This window comes from Micromonospora sp. L32 (genome assembly GCF_052068055.1).
GTDB lineage: Bacteria > Actinomycetota > Actinomycetes > Mycobacteriales > Micromonosporaceae > Micromonospora > Micromonospora purpureochromogenes.
On record NZ_JBQHDD010000007.1, the window covers coordinates 134,429 to 152,781 of the forward strand.

Consider the following 18,353-nt stretch of genomic DNA (forward strand, 5'->3'; position numbering starts at 1 on the left):
TCGGCGGTGACCTCGATACAAGTACCTGCCCGTGCGGCCGACAACCCCTGCCGCCCCTTACTCTTGGAGCACCGGATGGTAGACGTGGACGGTCCCGCCCTGTCGGCGCGTTTCCTTCGCGGCCTGGCGGCCAACCCCACCGGCACGGCCCTGCGGGTCGGGTCCCGCGCCGTGAGCTACGAGGAACTGCACGAGCTGGCGCTGGCCCGGGCCGGGGCCCTGCGCACCGCCGGGGACCAGCCGCCGGAGGCGGTCGCGGTGCTCACCGGCAAGAGCGTCGAGGCGTACGCGGGGATCCTGGCCGTGCTGTACGCCGGCGCCACGGTCGTACCGTTGCACGCCGGCTTCCCGGTGTCGCGGACCCGGCGGATGCTGGAGGTCTCCGGCGCGACCGCCGTGGTGGCCGACGAGGCCGGCCTGGCCACCCTGGGTGAGCTGGCCGGCGCCGGGCTGGAGCTGCCGGTGCTCGCGCCCGGCCTGGACGCCGACGCGGTGCCCGGCGCGGCGCGGATCCCGCTGGGCGACCGGCCCCTGGACGCGCCGCTGCCGGTCACCGCGTCGCAGGTGGCCTACGTGCTGTTCACCTCCGGCTCCACCGGCCGGCCCAAGGGCGTGCCGATCACCTACGGCATGACCGACCACTACTTCCGGCTGGTCGACCGGGACTACGACTTCGACCCCACGGACGTCTTCTCGCAGACCTTCGACCTGAACTTCGACTGTGCGGCGTTCGACATGTTCTGCGCCTGGGGTGCCGGGGCGGCCGTGCAGCCGGTGCCCGCGCAGGCCTACCGGGACCTGCCCGGCTTCCTCGCCGAGCGCGCGGTGACCGTCTGGTTCTCCGCGCCGAGCGCGATCACCCTGATCCGCCGCCTGGGTGGCCTGCGCCCCGGCGGCATGCCAGGGTTGCGCTGGAGCCTGTTCGCGGGAGAGGCGCTGCGCGCGGCGGACGTGGCCGACTGGCACGCCGCCGCCGACCGGTCCACGGTGGCCAACATCTACGGCCCCACCGAGCTGACCCTCACCATCACCGGCCACCGCTGGTCGCCGGAGACCTCGCCGGGGCTCTGCGTCAACGGGCTGGTGCCGATCGGGCACCTGCACGAGGGGCACGAGGCCCTGCTGCGGACCCCCGACGGGGACCTGTCCGACCACGAGGGTGAGCTCTGCGTCACCGGCCCGCAGATGACCCCCGGCTACCTCGACCCGGCCGACGACGAGGGACGGTTCCTCGACCACGACGGGCGCCGCTGGTACCGCACCGGCGACCGGGTGCGCCGGCTGGCCAATGGGGAACTGATCTACCTGGGCCGGTGGGACGCGCAGGTGCAGGTCAACGGCTGGCGGATCGAGCTGGCCGAGATCGAGCACGCGCTCGCCGGGTGCCCCGGCGTACGGGACGCGGTGGCGGTCACCCGGACCGTCGACGGGCTGCTGGAGATCGTCGTCTACTACACCGGCGAGCCGGTGCCCGCCGCCCAGCTCGCCAAACAGCTCGCCGAGATCCTGCCGAAGGGGATGCTGCCCCGCCGGTACACCCACCTCGACGAGTTCCCGCTGAACTCCAACCGGAAGATCGACCGCGGCCGGCTGGCCCGGGCGGCGGCGAGCTGATCCACCGGCCCCGATCGGCACCGGTAGGGGCTGGTAGGGGATTCGGAAAGCACCGTCGGAACGTAATTCTGGCCGGGTGGCAGAAGAGGGTACGGAGAACCGGGGAACGCCCGCGTCGGTCGCCCGCCTGGCGGGCCTGCCGGGACCGGAGCAGACGCGCGTCCTTGTCGACCTGGTCCGCGCGCAGGCGTCGGCCGTGCTGCGGGAGATCGGCGCCGACGACGCGCCGGACACCGTCGACGCCGGCCGGCCGCTGCGCGAACAGGGCCTGGACTCGCTCGGACTGGTGCAGCTGCAACGGCAGCTCACCGCCGCCACCGGCCTGACCCTGGCACCCACCGTCGGCTTCGACCACCCAACCGCGATCGCCCTCGCCGACCACCTGCGCACCCTGCTGCTGGGCGAGGGGCCGGAGGCGTCCGAGCCGGCCCCGGCCCGTCCGCCGGCCGAGGAGGAGCCGATCGCCGTGGTCGGCATCGGCTGCCGCTACCCCGGCGGGGTGGACTCCCCGGACCAGCTCTGGGCGCTGGTCGCCGACGAGGGCACCGTGGTCACCGGATTCCCCACCGACCGGGGCTGGGACCTCGACGGGCTCTACCACCCCGACCCGGACCACCCCGGCACCACGTACGTGCGGCACGGCGGCTTCCTCGACGACGCCGCCGGCTTCGACGCCGAGTTCTTCGGCATCAGCCCCCGCGAGGCCAGTGCCATGGAACCGCAGCAGCGGCTGGTGCTGGAGACCGCCTGGGAGGCCCTGGAACGGGCCGGCATCGACCCGCAGTCGCTGCGCGGCAGCCGCTCCGGCGTCTTCATCGGCGCCGACCCGCAGGACTACGGCATGCGGCTGCACGAGGCCCCGGACGGCCTCGACGGCTACCTGATGACGGGCAACTCGCCCAGCGTCGTCTCCGGTCGGCTGGCGTACGTGCTGGGCACCGAGGGGCCCACGCTGACCGTCGACACCGCCTGCTCGGGCTCGCTGGTCGCGTTGCACCTGGCCGTCCGCTCGCTGCAACGCGGCGAGTGCACCCTGGCGCTGACCGGCGCGGCGTCGGTGCTGGTCAACCCCGGCGCGTTCACCTCGTTCAGCCGGCAGCGCGGGCTCTCCCCGGACGGCGTCTGCCGCCCGTTCGCCGCCGCCGCCGACGGCACCGCCTGGGCCGAGGGCGTCGGGCTCTTCGTCCTCGAACGACTCTCCGACGCCCGCCGCCACGGCCACCCCGTGCTCGGCGTCATCCGGGGCACCGCGATCAACTCCGACGGCGCCAGCAACGGCCTGACCGCCCCGAACGGCCGGGCCCAGCAGCGGGTCATCCGGCAGGCGCTGGCCGACGCCGGGCTCACCCCCGCCGAGGTGGACACGGTGGAGGCGCACGGCACCGCCACCACCCTCGGCGACCCGATCGAGGCGCAGGCGCTGATCGCCACGTACGGGCGGGCGCACCGGGCCGACGCCCCGCTCTGGCTCGGCTCGATCAAGTCCAACCTCGGCCACGCCCAGGCCGCCGCCGGGGCCGCCGGGCTGATCAAGGTGCTGATGGCGATGCGGCACGGCACCCTGCCCCGCACCCTCGGCGTGGACGCACCGACCCCGCACGTCGACTGGTCCGCCGGCACCGTGCGACTGCTCACCGAGGCCCGGCCCTGGCCCGCCGACGGCGCCCCGCGCCGCGCCGGCATCTCGTCGTTCGGGGTCAGCGGCACCAACGCGCACGTCATCGTCGAGGAGCCGCCGCCGGCCGTGCCGGCACCGGCGCCGCACCCGGGGCCGCCCGTCGCCGCCGCGCTGCGCCCGGTCGTCGTCTCGGCCCGGACCGCGCCGGCGCTGCCCGCCCAGGCGGCCCGGCTGCTCGACGCCACCGACCCCGCCGGCCCGCCGCCGGCCCTGGTCGACCTGGGCTGGTCGCTGGCCACCGGCCGCGCGGCCCTCACCCACCGCGCCGTGCTGCTGGCCCGCGACACCGACGAGGTACGCGCCGGACTGCGCGCCCTCGCCGCCGGTGACCCGGCCCCCGGGCTGATCCGGGGCACCGCCACCGGCGGCCGGCTGGCCCTGCTCTTCACCGGCCAGGGCAGCCAGCGCCTCGGCACCGGCCGCCGGCTGCACGCCGCGTACCCGGTCTTCGCCGACGCGCTGGAGGAGGCGATCGGCCACCTCGACCTGCAACTGGACCACTCGCTGTGGGACGTGCTCTTCGCCGCCGAGGGCACCGACGAAGCGGCGCTGCTCGACCAGACCGGGTACGCCCAGCCGGCGCTCTTCGCCGTCGAGACCGCGCTCTACCGACTCGTCGAGTCGTGGGGTCTGCGGCCGGACTTCGTCGCCGGACACTCCATCGGCGAACTGGCCGCCGCCCACGCGGCCGGGGTCTTCTCGCTGCCCGACGCCGCCATGCTGGTCGCCGCCCGGGGCCGGCTCATGCAGGAGCTGGAGTCGGCCGGCGCGATGGTCGCGGTGGCCGCCGCCGAGGACGAGGTCCGCGAGCTGCTGGTCGACGGGGTCGACCTCGCCGCCGTCAACGGCCCGGCCGCCGTGGTGATCTCCGGCGTCGAGGACGAGACGCTGCGGATCGCCGCCGAACTCGCCGGCCGTGGCCGGCGCACCAAGCGGCTGCGGGTCAGCCACGCCTTCCACTCGCCGCTGATGGAGCCGATGCTCGACGAGTTCCGCCGGGTCGCCGAGCTGGTCGCGTACGAGCAGCCGCGCGTCCCGGTGGTCTCCAACGTCACCGGCGCGCTCGCCGGCGCCGACCTGTGCACCCCCGACTACTGGGTGCGGCACGTGCGGCAGCCGGTCCGGTTCGCCGACGGGATCGCCTTCCTCGACTCCGCCGGCGTCGACACGTACCTCGAACTCGGGCCCGACGCGGTGCTCACCGCGATGGCGCAGGAGTGCGTCGCGCCCGACGGTGACCGCGCGTTCGTCGCCGCCCTGCGCCGCGACCACGACGAGGAGCGGGAGGTGCTGGCCGCGGTCGCGGCGGCACACGTCCGGGGCGCCGACGTCGACTGGTCGGCCTGCTACGCCGGCAGCGGCGCCCGCCGCGTCGAGCTGCCCACCTACGCCTTCCAGCACCGGCACTACTGGCTGACCTCCCCGCCCGCCACCGGCGACGCGTCCGGGATCGGGCAGCTCGCCGCCGACCACCCGCTGCTCGGCGCGCTGCTGCACCTGGCCACCGAGGACGGCACGGTGCTCACCGGCCGGCTGTCCCGCCGCTCCCACCCGTGGCTGGCCGACCACGTCATCGGCGGGGTCAACCTGGTGCCCGGCACCGCGCTGGTCGAACTGGCCGCGTACGCCGGCGACCAGGTCGGCTGCGCTTTGGTCGAGGAGCTGACCCTGGAGGCGCCGCTGGTCCTGCCGGAGGACACCGGGGTCGCGCTCCAGGTCGTGGTCACCCCGCCCGACACCGACGGGCGGCGGACCGTGGAGTTCCACTCCCGCCGCGAGGACGCCCCGGCCGGCGGCGACTGGACCCGGCACGCCAGCGGGGTGCTCGCCCCGGCCGGCGCCGTACCGACCCGCGACGACGACCTGACCCGGTGGCCGCCGCGCGACGCGGAAGCCGTCGACGTCACCGACTTCTACCCGGGCCTGGTCGAGCAGGGCTACGGCTACGGGCCGGCCTTCCACGGCCTGCGCGCGGTCTGGCGGCGCGACGGCGAGGTCTTCGCCGAGGTGGCGCTGCCCGAGTCCAGCACCGACGGCGGCGCGTACGGGCTGCACCCCGCGCTGCTCGACGCCGCGCTGCACGCGCTGGACCTGGCGCTGCCGCAGCCCGCCACCGGGGTCACCCTGCCGTTCACCTGGTACGACCTCACCCTGCACGCCTCCGGCGCCACCGCCGTGCGGGTGCGGCTCACCGCGACCGGGCCGGACACCGTCCGGGTCGCGCTGGCCGACGGCTCCGGCGCGCCGGTCGCCACCGTCGGCGCGCTGCTGGTCCGCACCGTCGACGCCGAACAGCTCGGCGCCGGCACCGGCGGCGGGGACCTGCTCCGCCTCGAGTGGACCGAGCAACCGCTGCCCGCGTCGGCCGAGGCGTCCGTCGCCGTCGTCGGCCCGGACCCGTTCGGGCTGGCCGGCGCGCTCGGCGTACCGGTGCTGACCGGTCCGGAGGCCGTCGAGGCCGCGCCGGACCTGCTGGTCGCGACGTTCGACGCCGGGGCCGGCGAGACCCTGGCCGGCGTACGGGCCGCCGCGCACCGGGCGCTGCGGCTGGCCCAGGACGTGCTCGCCGACGACCGGCTCGCCGACACCCGGCTGGTCGTGGTGACCCGGCACGCCGTGGCGGCGCTGCCGGGGGACCGGATCGCGCTGACCACCGCGCCGCTGTGGGGCCTGCTGCGCGCGGCCCAGGCCGAGAACCCGGGCCGGCTGCTCCTGCTCGACCTCGACGCCGCCACCCCGGCCACCGCCCTGCCCGGCGCCGCCGTCGCCGGTGAACCGGAGGTGGCGCTGCGCGAGGGCCGGCTGCTCGCCCCCCGCCTGGTGCCCGTCCGCCGCCCGCGCGCCGCCGCCCCCGCCGCCTGGGACGGCACGGTCCTGGTCACCGGCGGGACCGGTGGACTCGGTGCGGTGCTGGCCCGGCACCTGGTCACCACCCACGGGGTGCGGCACCTGCTGCTGGCCAGCCGGCGCGGACCGGACGCCCCGGGCGCCACCGCGCTGCGGGACGAACTGACCGCCCTCGGCGCCCAGGTCACCCTCGCCGGCTGCGACGTCGGCGACCGCGACGCCCTCGCCGCGCTGCTCGCCACGGTCCCCGCCGACCAGCCGCTCACCGGCGTCGTGCACGCCGCCGGCATCGTCGACGACGGCACGTTCGACGGCCTCACCCCGCAGCGGCTGGACGCGGTGCTGCGCCCCAAGGCCGACGCCGCCTGGCACCTGCACGAGCTGACCCGCGCCGCCGACCTGCGCGCATTCGTGCTCTACTCCTCGGCCGCCGGCTTCCTCGACGGCTCCGGGCAGGCCAACTACGCGGCGGCCAACACCTTCCTGGACGCCCTCGCCGCGCACCGCCGCGCCGCCGGGCTGCCCGCCACCAGCCTCGGCTGGGGGCTGTGGCCCCGGGACATCGGCATGGGCGCCGGGGTGGACGACGTCGCCGCGCACCGGGTGAGCCGCCTCGGGCTGCGGGAACTCACCGTCGCGCAGAACCTCGCCCTCTTCGACGCCGCGCTCGGCGTGGACGAGGCGTTCCTGGCGCCGCTCCACTTCGACCTGGCGGATCTGCAGCAGCGGGCCGCCGAGCTGCCGCCGTTGCTGCGCCGGCTGGTCCGCGCGCCCCGGCGGCCCGCCGCCCGGGCCGTCGCCGGTGCCGTCCCGGTCGAGCTCTCCCTGGCGCGTCAGATCGCCGAGCTGACCGAGGCGGAGCGTACGTCGGTCCTGCTGGACCTGGTCCGTACCCAGGTGGCCGCCGTGCTCGGGCACAGCGGCGCCGACGCCATCGCGCCCCGGCAGGCGTTCAACGAGATCGGCTTCGACTCGCTGGCCGCGGTGGAGCTGCGCAACCGGCTCAACGCGGCCACCGGTCTGCGGCTGACCGCCACCCTCGTCTTCGACTACCCGAACCCCCGCGCGCTGGCCGGGCACCTGGTCGAGAAGCTGCTCGACCTGCGCCCGGCGGCCGAGCCGGTGCGGACCGCGGTGCGCGCCGTCCCCGACGAGCCGATCGCCATCATCGGCATGAGCTGCCGCTACCCGGGCGGGGTCAGCTCGCCGGAGGAGCTGTGGCGGCTGGTCGCCGAGGGTGTGGACGCCATCGGCGAGTTCCCCGTCGACCGGGGCTGGGACGTCGACGAACTGTACGACCCGGAGCCGGGCCGGTCGGGGCGTACCTCGACGAAGGAGGGCGGCTTCCTCTACGACGCCGCCCAGTTCGACCCCGACTTCTTCGGGATCAGCCCCCGCGAGGCCAGCGCCATGGACCCGCAGCAGCGGCTGATGCTGGAGGCGTCCTGGGAGGCGTTCGAGCGGGCCGGCATCGACCCGCACTCGGTGGCCGGCTCGCGTACCGGCGTGTTCGCCGGGGTGATGTACCACGACTGGGCGACCCGTCCCGGCGAGATGCCGGAGGAGGCGCTGGGCTACCTGGGCAACGGGGGCCACACCAGCGTGGTCTCCGGGCGGGTCGCGTACGTGCTCGGGCTGGAGGGGCCGGCGGTGACCGTGGACACCGCCTGCTCGTCGTCGCTGGTGGCCCTGCACTGGGCGATCCAGGCGCTGCGCACGGGGGAGTGCGAGCTGGCCCTGGCCGGCGGCGTGACGGTGATGTCCACCCCGGACACCTTCATCGACATGAACCGGCAGGGCGGTCTCTCCTCCGACGGGCGGTGCCGGTCGTTCGCCGCGTCGGCCGACGGCACCGGTTGGGGTGAGGGGGTCGGCGTCCTGCTGGTCGAGCGGCTCTCCGACGCCCGCCGCAACGGTCACCCGGTCCTGGCGGTGGTGCGGGGTTCGGCGGTCAACCAGGACGGCGCGTCGAACGGCATGACCGCGCCGAACGGCCCGTCGCAGCAGCGGGTGATCCGGGCCGCGCTCGCCTCGGCGGGTGTCAGCGCCGCCGAGGTCGACGCGGTGGAGGCGCACGGCACGGGTACGACCCTGGGCGACCCGATCGAGGCGCAGGCGCTGCTCGCCACGTACGGCCAGGAGCGCCCGGCGGAGCGCCCGCTCTGGCTCGGTTCCATCAAGTCCAACCTCGGGCACACCCAGGCCGCCGCGGGGGTCGCCGGGATCATCAAGATGGTCCACGCGATCCGCCACGGCGTCCTGCCGCCCACCCTGCACGTGGACGCGCCGTCGCCGCAGGTGGACTGGTCCGCCGGTGCGGTGGAGCTGTTGACCGAGGCGCGCCGGTGGCCGGTGAACGGGCATCCGCGCCGGGCTGCGGTGTCGTCGTTCGGCATCAGCGGCACCAACGCGCACGTCATCATCGAGCAGGCCCCGGACGAATTCCCGGCGGTCGTACCTGCCGGCGACGCCCCCGGCCCGGTCGGATCCGCCGGCCCCCCGGTGGCGGTGCCGTGGCTCCTCTCCGCCCGGTCCGAGGCGGCGGTGCGGAGCCTGGCGGGTCGGCTGGCGGAGTTCGCCTGGTCGATGGACCCGGCGGAGGTGGCACCCGCGGCCCGGACCCTGGCGACCGGTCGGGCGCTCTTCGACCACCGGGCGGTGGTGCTCGGCGCGACCCCGGCGGAGCTGTCGCCGGCCCTCGCCGCGCTCGCCGACGACGAGTCCGGGCCGGGGGTGGTGTCCGGGGTGGCCCGGGCCGGTCGGCTGGCGGTGCTGTTCACCGGTCAGGGCGCGCAGCGCCTGGGCATGGGTCGTGAGCTGCACGCGGTGTTCCCGGTGTTCGCCGCTGCGTTCGACGCGGTGGTGGCGGAGTTGGACGCGCACCTGGATCGGCCGTTGCGTGACGTGGTCTGGGGTGATGATGAGGAGCTGATCCGGCGGACGGGTTATGCGCAGGCCGGTCTGTTCGCGGTCGAGGTCGCCCTGTTCCGGCTGGTGGAGTCGTGGGGTGTGCGGCCGGATTTCGTGGCCGGGCATTCGATTGGTGAGCTTGCTGCCGCGCATGTGGCCGGGGTGTTGTCGTTGGCGGACGCGGCGCGTCTGGTGGCGGCTCGTGGGCGGTTGATGCAGGCGTTGCCGGCTGGTGGGGCGATGGTGGCGGTGCAGGCGTCGGAGGAGGAGGTGCGGGCGGCGCTGGCGGATCCGGGTGCCTCTTTCGTGTCCTACCGACCTGATGACGTAAACGATTCAGCCTCCATCGGCAACGGCCCGGCGGCAGGTGCTGGGGTGGACATCGCGGCGGTCAACGGTCCCCGGTCGGTGGTCATCTCCGGCCCCGAGGTCGCCGTGCTGCACGTGGCCGAGCACTTCACCAAGCTTGGGCGGAAGACCGCCCGCCTGCGGGTGAGTCACGCCTTCCACAGTGGGCTGATGGACCCGATGCTCGACGAGTTCCGGGCCGTCGCCGCGAGCCTGACCTACGCCGAGCCGCAGCTCCCGCTGGTCTCGAACCTGACCGGCGCCCTGGCCACCTCCGAGCTGACCGACCCCGGCTACTGGGTCCGGCACGTGCGCGAGGCGGTCCGCTTCGCCGACGGCATCACCGCCCTGCACCAGGCGGGAGTCACGGCGTTCCTGGAACTCGGCCCGGACGCCGCGCTCACCCCGATGATCGAGGGCATCCTCAGCGACGAGGTCACCGTCGTGCCGTCCCTGCGGCGCGGGCACGACGAACAGCGGCAGGCCCTGACCGCCCTGGCCAGGCTGCACGTCACCGGCACCACCGTCGACTGGACCGCGCTGCTCCCGCAGACCGGTCGCACGGTCGACCTGCCCACCTACCCGTTCCAGCGGCGGCGGTACTGGCTGAACCCGCTGCCGCCCGTCGGCGACGTCGGCTCGGTCGGGCTCGACCCGGTCGGGCACCCGCTGCTCGGCGCCGCCGTGCCGGCCGCCGACACCGATCGGGTGGTGCTCACCGGGCGGCTCGCCGTCGACCGGCAGCGCTGGCTGGCCGACCACGAGATCCTCGGTGCGGTGCTGCTGCCCGGCACCGGCTTCGTCGAACTCGCCGTCCGCGCCGGTGACCACGTCGGCTGCGGCCGGGTCGAGGAGCTGACCCACCGGGCGCCGATGATCCTGCCCGGCCGGGGCGCGGTGGCCGTCCAGGTGATCGTCGGGTCGCCCGACGACAACGGCGTACGCCAGATCGGGATCCACTCCCGACCCGAGGGCGGGGACGGGGGGTGGACCCTGCACGCCACCGGCGCGATCGCGCCGACCGCCGCCCCGGCCACCTGGGACCTCACCCAGTGGCCGCCGCCGGGTGCGACCGCGCTGCCGGTGGAGAGCTTCTACCCGGGGCTGCGCGCCCGCGGCTACGGCTACGGCCCGACGTTCCAGGGCCTGCGGGCCGCCTGGCGGCGCGGCGAGGACGTCTTCGCCGAGGTCGCGCTCCCCGAGGGCGAGGACGCCGAGCGGTACGGCCTGCACCCGGCCCTGCTCGACGCCGCCATGCACGCCGACCAGCTCGGCGAGGACGGTCCGCTGGACGGCGAGACGCTGCTGCCGTTCTCCTGGTCCGGGGTCACCCTGCACGCCGCCGGGGCCCGCGCGCTGCGCGTACACCTGGAACGGCTGCGCGGCGACGAGGAGTGCCGGATCCGGGTGGCCGACCCCGACGGGCGCCCCGTCGCCACCGTCGAGTCGCTGCTGGTCCGGCCGGTCTCCGCCGGGCAGCTCGCGCGGGACGACCGCGCCGGCGCGCTGCTGCGCCTGGAGTGGACCCCGGCGCCGGTGCCGCCGGCGACCAGCCGGGCCGTCGTGCTCGGCGACCTGCCGGGGACCGGACTGCCCGCGTACCCGGATCTGGCCGCGCTCGGCGCGGCGCTCGACGCGGGGGAGACCGGCACCCCGGACCTGGTCCTGCTCGCCGCCCCCACCCGCGGGGGCGACCCGGCCGAGGCGGCCCGCGCCGTCACCCGCGACACGCTGCGCACGGTGCGGTCCTGGCTGGCCGACGGGCGGCTCGACGGGGCGCGGCTGACCGTCGTCACCCGGCAGGCCGTCGCCACCGCGACCGGCGACGACGTCGACCTGGCCCAGGCCCCCGTCTGGGGGTTGCTGCGGGCGGCGGCCGGCGAACAGCCGGGCCGGTTCGGCCTGCTCGACACCGATGGCAGCGCCGACTCCGCGCGGCTGCTCGCCGCCGTCGCCGCCGCCGAACCCGAGGCGGCGGTCCGCGCCGGCCGGGTGAGCGTGCCCCGGTTGGCCCGGCTGCGCCCCGCCGACGGCGCGCCCGGCTGGAACCCGGACGGCACCGTTCTGGTCACCGGCGGCACCGGCGGGCTCGGTGCGCTGATCGCCCGGCACCTGGTGACCACCCACGGGGTACGCCGGATCGTGCTCACCAGCCGACGCGGCACCGACGCGCCCGGCGCGGCGGCGCTCCGCGACGAGCTGCGCGCGCTCGGCGCGACCGAGGTCACCGTCGCCGCCTGCGACGTCACCGACCGCGCCGCCGTCGCCGCCGTGCTCGCCGCCGTCCCCGCCGAGCACCCGCTCACCGCCGTGGTGCACGCCGCCGGCGTACCCGGCGCCGGCCTGGTCGCCGACCTCGACCCGGACGGGCTCGACCCGGTGCTGGCGCCCAAGGTGGACGGCGCCTGGCACCTGCACGAGCTGACCCGGGACCTGCCGCTCGACGCGTTCGTGCTGCTCTCCTCCGCCGGTGGCCTGGTGCTGGCCGCCGGGCAGGGGCACTACGCCGCCGCGAACGTCTTCCTGGACGCCCTCGCCGCCCACCGGGCCGCCGCCGGCCTGCCCGCCACCGCGGTCGCCTTCGGCCTCTGGGACCTCGGCAACGCCTCGGCCGACGACGTCGCCCTGGTGCGCCGGCTCGGCCTGCCGGCGCTCGGCGTCGACGACGGCCTCGCCCTGCTGGACGCCGCCGTGGCGACCGGCGAACCGCTGGTCGTGCCGCTGCGCGTCGACCCGGCCGCCGTCCGGGCCCGCGGCGACGTGCCGACCCTGCTGCGGGGCCTGGTCACCGCCCCCACCCGGCGCGCCGCCGCCGGTACGACCAGCGGCGGCGGCACGGCCAGCGGCCTGGCCCAACGGCTCGCCGGTGTCACCGAGGCGGAACGGCACCGCGTCCTGGTCGAACTCGTTCGCGCCCGGGTGGCGGCGGTGCTCGGGCACTCCGGCGTCGAGGCGGTCGCCCCCGATCGGGCGTTCAAGGACCTCGGCTTCGACTCGCTCGCCGCCGTCGAGCTGCGCAACGCCCTCAACGAGGCGACCGGTCTGCGGCTGCCCGCCACCCTGGTCTTCGACCACCCGACCGCCGAGGCCGCCGCGCGCTTCCTCGCCGACCGGCTGGTCGGGGCCGCCCCCGCCGCCGCACCGGTGCTCGCCCCGACCGCCCCGGCCGCGCCCGACGACGACCCGATCGCCATCGTCGCGATCCACTGCCGCTACCCCGGCGAGGTGCGCTCCGCCGACGACCTGTGGCGGTTGCTGGTGGAGGAGCGCGACGCGATCTCCGAGTTCCCGGTCGACCGGGGCTGGGACGTCGAGGCGGTCTACGACCCGCAGCCCGGCGTGGCCGGGAAGACGTACGTCAAGACCGGCGGGTTCCTGCACGACGCCGCCGAGTTCGACCCGGAGTTCTTCGGCATCATGCCGCGTGAGGCGCTCGCCATGGACCCGCAGCAGCGGCTGCTGCTCCAGGGCGCCTGGGAGGCGTTCGAGCGGGCCGGCATCGACCCCGCCTCGATGCGGGGCAGCCGCACCGGCGTCTACGTCGGCGTCATGTACACCGAGTACGGCAGCCGGGTGCAGCAGCACGTGCCCGAGGAGATCGCGGCGTACCTCAGCGGCGGCAGCGGCGCCAGCATCGCCTCCGGGCGGGTGGCGTACGCGCTGGGGCTGGAGGGGCCGGCGGTCACCATCGACACGGCCTGCTCCTCGTCGCTGGTCGCGCTGCACATCGCCTGCCAGGCGCTGCGCCAGGGCGAGGTGGAGATGGCGCTGGCCGGCGGCGTGACGGTGCTACCGACACCGGACGTCTTCGTCGACTTCAGCCGGCAGCGGGGCCTCGCCCCGGACGGCCGGTGCAAGGCGTACGCGAACGGCGCCGACGGCACCGGTTGGTCCGAGGGGATCGGACTGCTGCTGGTGGAACGCCTCTCCGACGCCCGGCGCAAGGGCCACCCCGTGCTGGCCGTGGTGCGCGGATCGGCGATCAACCAGGACGGCGCGTCCAACGGGCTGACCGCCCCGAACGGCCCCTCCCAGCAGCGGGTCATCGAGGCCGCCCTGGCCGCCGCCGCGCTCGCCCCGGCCGAGGTGGACCTGGTCGAGGGGCACGGCACCGGCACCGCGCTCGGCGACCCGATCGAGGCGCAGGCCCTGCTCGCCACGTACGGCCGGGACCGGGACCGTCCGCTGTGGCTCGGGTCGGTCAAGTCCAACCTCGGGCACACCCAGGCCGCCGCCGGCGTGGCCGGGGTGATCAAGGCGGTGCAGGCGATGCGGCACGGGCTGATGCCGGCGACGCTGCACGTCGACGCCCCCTCCGACGAGGTGGACTGGTCCTCCGGTGCGGTGGAGCTGCTGACCCGGCCGCGGGAGTGGCCGGCGCAGGGACGCCCCCGCCGGGCGGCGGTCTCGTCGTTCGGGCTCAGTGGCACCAACGCTCACATGATCATCGAGGAGGCGCCGGCGGACCTCGCCGGTCCGGACCGGCCCGCCGGCCCGCCGGCCGGTGACGCCCAGCCGGCGACGGTGCGGCCGTGGCTGCTGTCCGGGCGTACCGACCGGGCGCTGCGGGCCCAGGCGGAGCGGCTGGCCGCCCACCTCGACGGCCGGGACGACCTGGCCGACCGGGATGTCGCCTGGTCCCTGGCCACCGGCCGGGCCGCCCTGGAGCACCGGGCCGTGGTGCTCGGCGCGGACCGGGACGAACTGACCGCCCGCCTGGCCGCCCTGGCGGCCGGGGAGGTCGCCACCGGCGTGGTCACCGGCCTCGCGCGCTCCGGCGGCCGGACGGCGGTCGTCTTCACCGGTCAGGGCGCGCAGCGCCTGGGTATGGGTCGCTCGCTGCACGGGGTGTTCCCGGCGTTCGCGGCTGCCTTCGACGCGGTGGTGGCGGAGTTGGATCAGCATCTGGATCGGCCGTTGCGTGAGGTGGTCTGGGGTGATGACGAGGAGCTGATCCGGCGGACGGGCTATGCGCAGGCCGGTCTGTTCGCGGTCGAGGTCGCCCTGTTCCGGCTGGTGGAGTCGTGGGGTGTGCGGGCCGATTTCGTGGCCGGGCACTCGATCGGTGAGTTGGCCGCGGCGCATGTGGCCGGGGTGTTGTCGTTGGCGGATGCGGCTCGGTTGGTGGCGGCGCGGGGTCGGTTGATGCAGGCGTTGCCGGCTGGTGGGGCGATGGTGGCGGTGCGGGCGTCGGAGGAGGAGGTGCGGGCGGCACTGGCGGGTCCGGGTGTGGTGGTCGGATCCTTTGGAGCTGATGTCGTAAACGACTCAGACTCCAACGGCAACGGCAGTGGCTCTGATTCGGTCGCGGCCAACGGCAACGGGACCAGCACCAGCACCAGCACCAGCACCGGCACTCGTCCGGTCGCCGTCACCGGCATCGAGGACGGCGTCGGCCAGGACGCGGCCATCGGCACGGGCACGGGTCATGGTGGCGGTCTCGCGGCAGTTGGCAGTGTGGACGTCGCCGCCGTCAACGGCCCCCGGTCGGTGGTGATTTCCGGCCCGGAGGCCGCCGTGCTCGCGGTCGCCGAGCACTTCACCAACCTTGGCCGCAAGACGACTCGCCTGCGGGTCAGCCACGCCTTCCACAGCGGGCTGATGGACCCGATGCTCGACGACTTCCGTGCTGTGGCGGCAGAGCTGACCTACACCGAGCCGCAACTCCCGGTCGTGTCCAACCTGACCGGCGCTCTCGCCAGCAGCGAGCTGACCGACCCCGACTACTGGGTCCGGCACGTCCGCGAGGCGGTCCGCTTCGCCGACGGCATCACCGCCCTGCACCAGGCGGGAGCGACCACGTTCCTCGAACTCGGCCCGGACGCCGCGCTCACCCCGATGATCGAGGGCGTCGTGACCGACACCGTCGTCGCGCCGGCCCAGCGCCGGGACCGGCCCGAGGTGACCCAGCTGCTCGACGCCCTGGCCCGGCTGCACGTCACCGGCACCCCGGTCCGCTGGACGGAGGTCCTCGACGGCGGCACCCGGGTCGACCTGCCCACGTACCCGTTCGAGCGGCGGCACCTGTGGTTGAACGCCCCGAAGACCCGGGCGGGCGACGCCGCCGGGCACGGCCAGCGCGACGCCGACCACCCGCTGCTCAGCGCCGTCATGGTGGCGCCGCAGGGCGGCGGCGTGGTCCTCACCGGCCGGCTCGCCCTCGACACCCACGCCTGGCTGGCCGACCACAACGTGATGGGCATGGGGCTGCTTCCCGGCACCGGCTTCGTCGAGCTGGCCCTGCGGGCCGCCGAGGAGGTCGGCTGCGACGTGGTCGAGGAACTGATCATCGAGCAGCTGATGCCGCTGCCCGACCACGGCGGCGCGGCCGTCCAGGTGGTGGTGGGGGAGCCGGACGCCGGCAACCGGCGGAGCATCGCCATCTGGTCCCGGTTCGACGACGCCCCGCCGGAGGTGGGCTGGACCCGGCACGTCACCGGCTGGCTCGCCACCGAGAACGCGCCGCCGGTCAACCCGGAGGAGTTCGGCGTCGGCGTGGGTCAGTGGCCGCCGGCCGACGCCCAGCCGGTCGACATCAGCGGCGTCTACGACTACCTCACCGCGCAGGGCTACCACTTCGGGCCGATGTTCCGCGGGCTGCGTGCCGTCTGGCTGCGCGGCCGGGACCTCTTCGTCGAGGTGGCGCTCCCCGACGGGGCCCGGCAGGACGCGGCCGCGTACCGGCTGCATCCGTCGTTGCTCGACGCCGCGCTCAGCGCCACCGACTTCCTCGGTGGGCGCAAGCCGCAGGACATCGGCGCCGGCCAGCTGCCGTTCTCCTGGACCGGGGTACGGCTGCACTCCGGCGGCCGCAGCCGCCTGCGGGTACGGATCAACTGGACCAACTCCGACGAGAGCGCCGGCTCCGAGGCGGTCCGCCTGGACCTGGCCGACACCACCGGCACCCCGGTCGCCACCGTCGAGTCGCTGGTGGTCCGGCCGGTCACCGCGGACCGGCTGGTGGCCGCCGGAGCGGCGATGACCGGCACCCGCCACCTCGACTCGGTGTTCCGGGTCGACTGGCCCCAACTGCCGCTGGGCGAGGCCGCCGAGGCCGTACCCGGGCGGTGGGCGGTGCTCGGCGGCGAGGTCGACCTCGGCCGCGCGGACGTGCCCGCGTACCCGGACCTGGCGGCGCTGGCCGCGGCGGCCGCGACGGGCGGCGTACCCGATGTGGTGTTCCTGCCGGTCGAGCCGGCGGACGGCGAGGTGCCCGAGGCGGTCCGCGACGGCCTGGCCGGGGTGCTGGAGACCACCCGGGCCTGGCTCGCCGACGAGCGGTTCGCCGCCACCCGGCTGGTGGTGCTGACCTGGTTCGCGGCCGACGACGACAGCGGGCACCTCGACCTGACCGTCGCCCCCGTCTGGGGCCTGCTCCGCGCCGCGCAGGCCGAGAACCCGGACCGGCTGATGCTGGTCGACCTCGACTCCGACGAGGCCAGCCTGCGGATGCTGCCGGCCGTGGTCACGCTGCCCGAGCCGGAGGTCGCCGTACGCGGCAACCAGGTGAAGGTGCCCCGGCTGGCTCCCGTCCCGGTGCCGACCGAGCTGCCCCCGTCGCCCTGGCGGCCCGACGGCACGGTGCTGGTCACCGGCGGCACCACCGGCCTCGGCGCCCTGGTCGCCCGGCACCTGGTCGGCACGCACGGCGTGCGGCACCTGGCGCTGGTCAGCCGGCGCGGCCCGGACACCCCGGGCGCGGCGCGGCTGCGCGACGAGCTGGCCGCGCTCGGCGCCGAGGTGACCGTCGCCGCCTGCGACGTCACCGACCCGAAGGCCCTGGCGGCGCTGGTCGACGGGCTGCCGCAGCCGCTGACGGCCGTGGTGCACGCCGCCGCCGTGCTCGACGACGCGCTGTTCACCTCGCTCACCCCGGACCGGCTCACCGCGGTGCTGGCGCCCAAGGTGGACGCCGCCTGGGCGTTGCACGAGCTGACCGAGGAGCGGGAACTGACCGCGTTCGTCCTGTTCTCCTCGGTGGCCGGCCTGCTCGACCCGGCCGGGCAGGGCAACTACGCGGCGGCGAACAGCTTCCTCGACGCGCTGGCCCGGCACCGCCGCTCGATGGGGCTGCCCGCCACCTCGCTGGTCTGGAACCTGTGGGGCGAGGGCGCCGGCCTGGCCGGCGGCACGGACCCCGGGGTGACCCGGCGGCTCGCCGCGATGGGCATGCCGGCGCTGTCACCGGCCGACGGCCTCGCCCTGTTCGACCAGACGCTGCGGGTCGACGAGCCGGTGCTGGTGCCGCTGCGCCCCGACCCGACCGGCACCGAGATCCCGGCCAAGCTGCGCGACGTCGCCCGCGCCGCCGCCGGTCGCCGGCCCGCCCCGGCGGCCACCCCGGCCGCCACCGCCGAGGCGCCGGCGGCCCCGGTGGACGAGGGCAGCCTCGTCCAGCGCCTCGCCGCGCTGCCCGAGGAGGGCCGGCAGCGGATGCTGCTGGACCTGGTCCGCGGCCACGTCGCCGCCGTCCGGCACGCCGAACCGGGCGAGATCGACGTCCACCGGGGCTTCACCGAGCTCGGTCTGGACTCGCTGGCCGCCATCGAGCTGCGCAACAGACTCAGCGCGGCGACCGGGCTGCGGCTCGCCGCCACGCTGATGTTCGACCACCCGACCCCGGCCGAGGTGGCGCGGCTGCTGCGCGAGGAACTCGCCGAGGAGGTGCCGGTCGGGCCGTCCGCCGACGCGCCCGCCGGGCCGGCGGACGCCGAGGACGAGGACGACGTACGCCGACGGCTGGCCACCATCGGACTGGACGCGCTGCGCGAGGCGGGCCTGCTCGACGCCCTGCTGCGGCTCACCGCGCCGGGCGTCGAACCCCCGCCCAGCGCGGCGCCCGCCGCCGCCGACCGCAGCGAGGAGATCCGGAACATGGCGGTGGACGACCTGGTCCGCGCCGCCCTCGGCGGTGCCGACCCGAACGGAGCGCACCGGTGAGCGGCGTGGACACCGA

The 18,353-nt window shown here is 76.1% G+C and carries 2 protein-coding genes; both read left to right on the top strand.

Translation table 11 applies throughout. From position 1 onward, the window contains the following. The first annotated feature begins 75 nt into the window (after positions 1 to 75). Positions 76 to 1,614 carry an AMP-binding protein gene (locus tag ACTMTB_RS20445; protein ID WP_441147861.1) on the top strand — a complete coding sequence of 513 codons (1,539 nt, stop codon included), beginning with the start codon at positions 76 to 78 and terminating at the stop codon, positions 1,612 to 1,614. A gap of 76 nt (positions 1,615 to 1,690) precedes the next feature. Continuing rightward, positions 1,691 to 18,337 carry a type I polyketide synthase gene (locus ACTMTB_RS20450; RefSeq protein WP_441147863.1) on the top strand — a complete coding sequence of 5,549 codons (16,647 nt, stop codon included), beginning with the start codon at positions 1,691 to 1,693 and terminating at the stop codon, positions 18,335 to 18,337. Positions 18,338 to 18,353 lie beyond the last annotated feature (16 nt).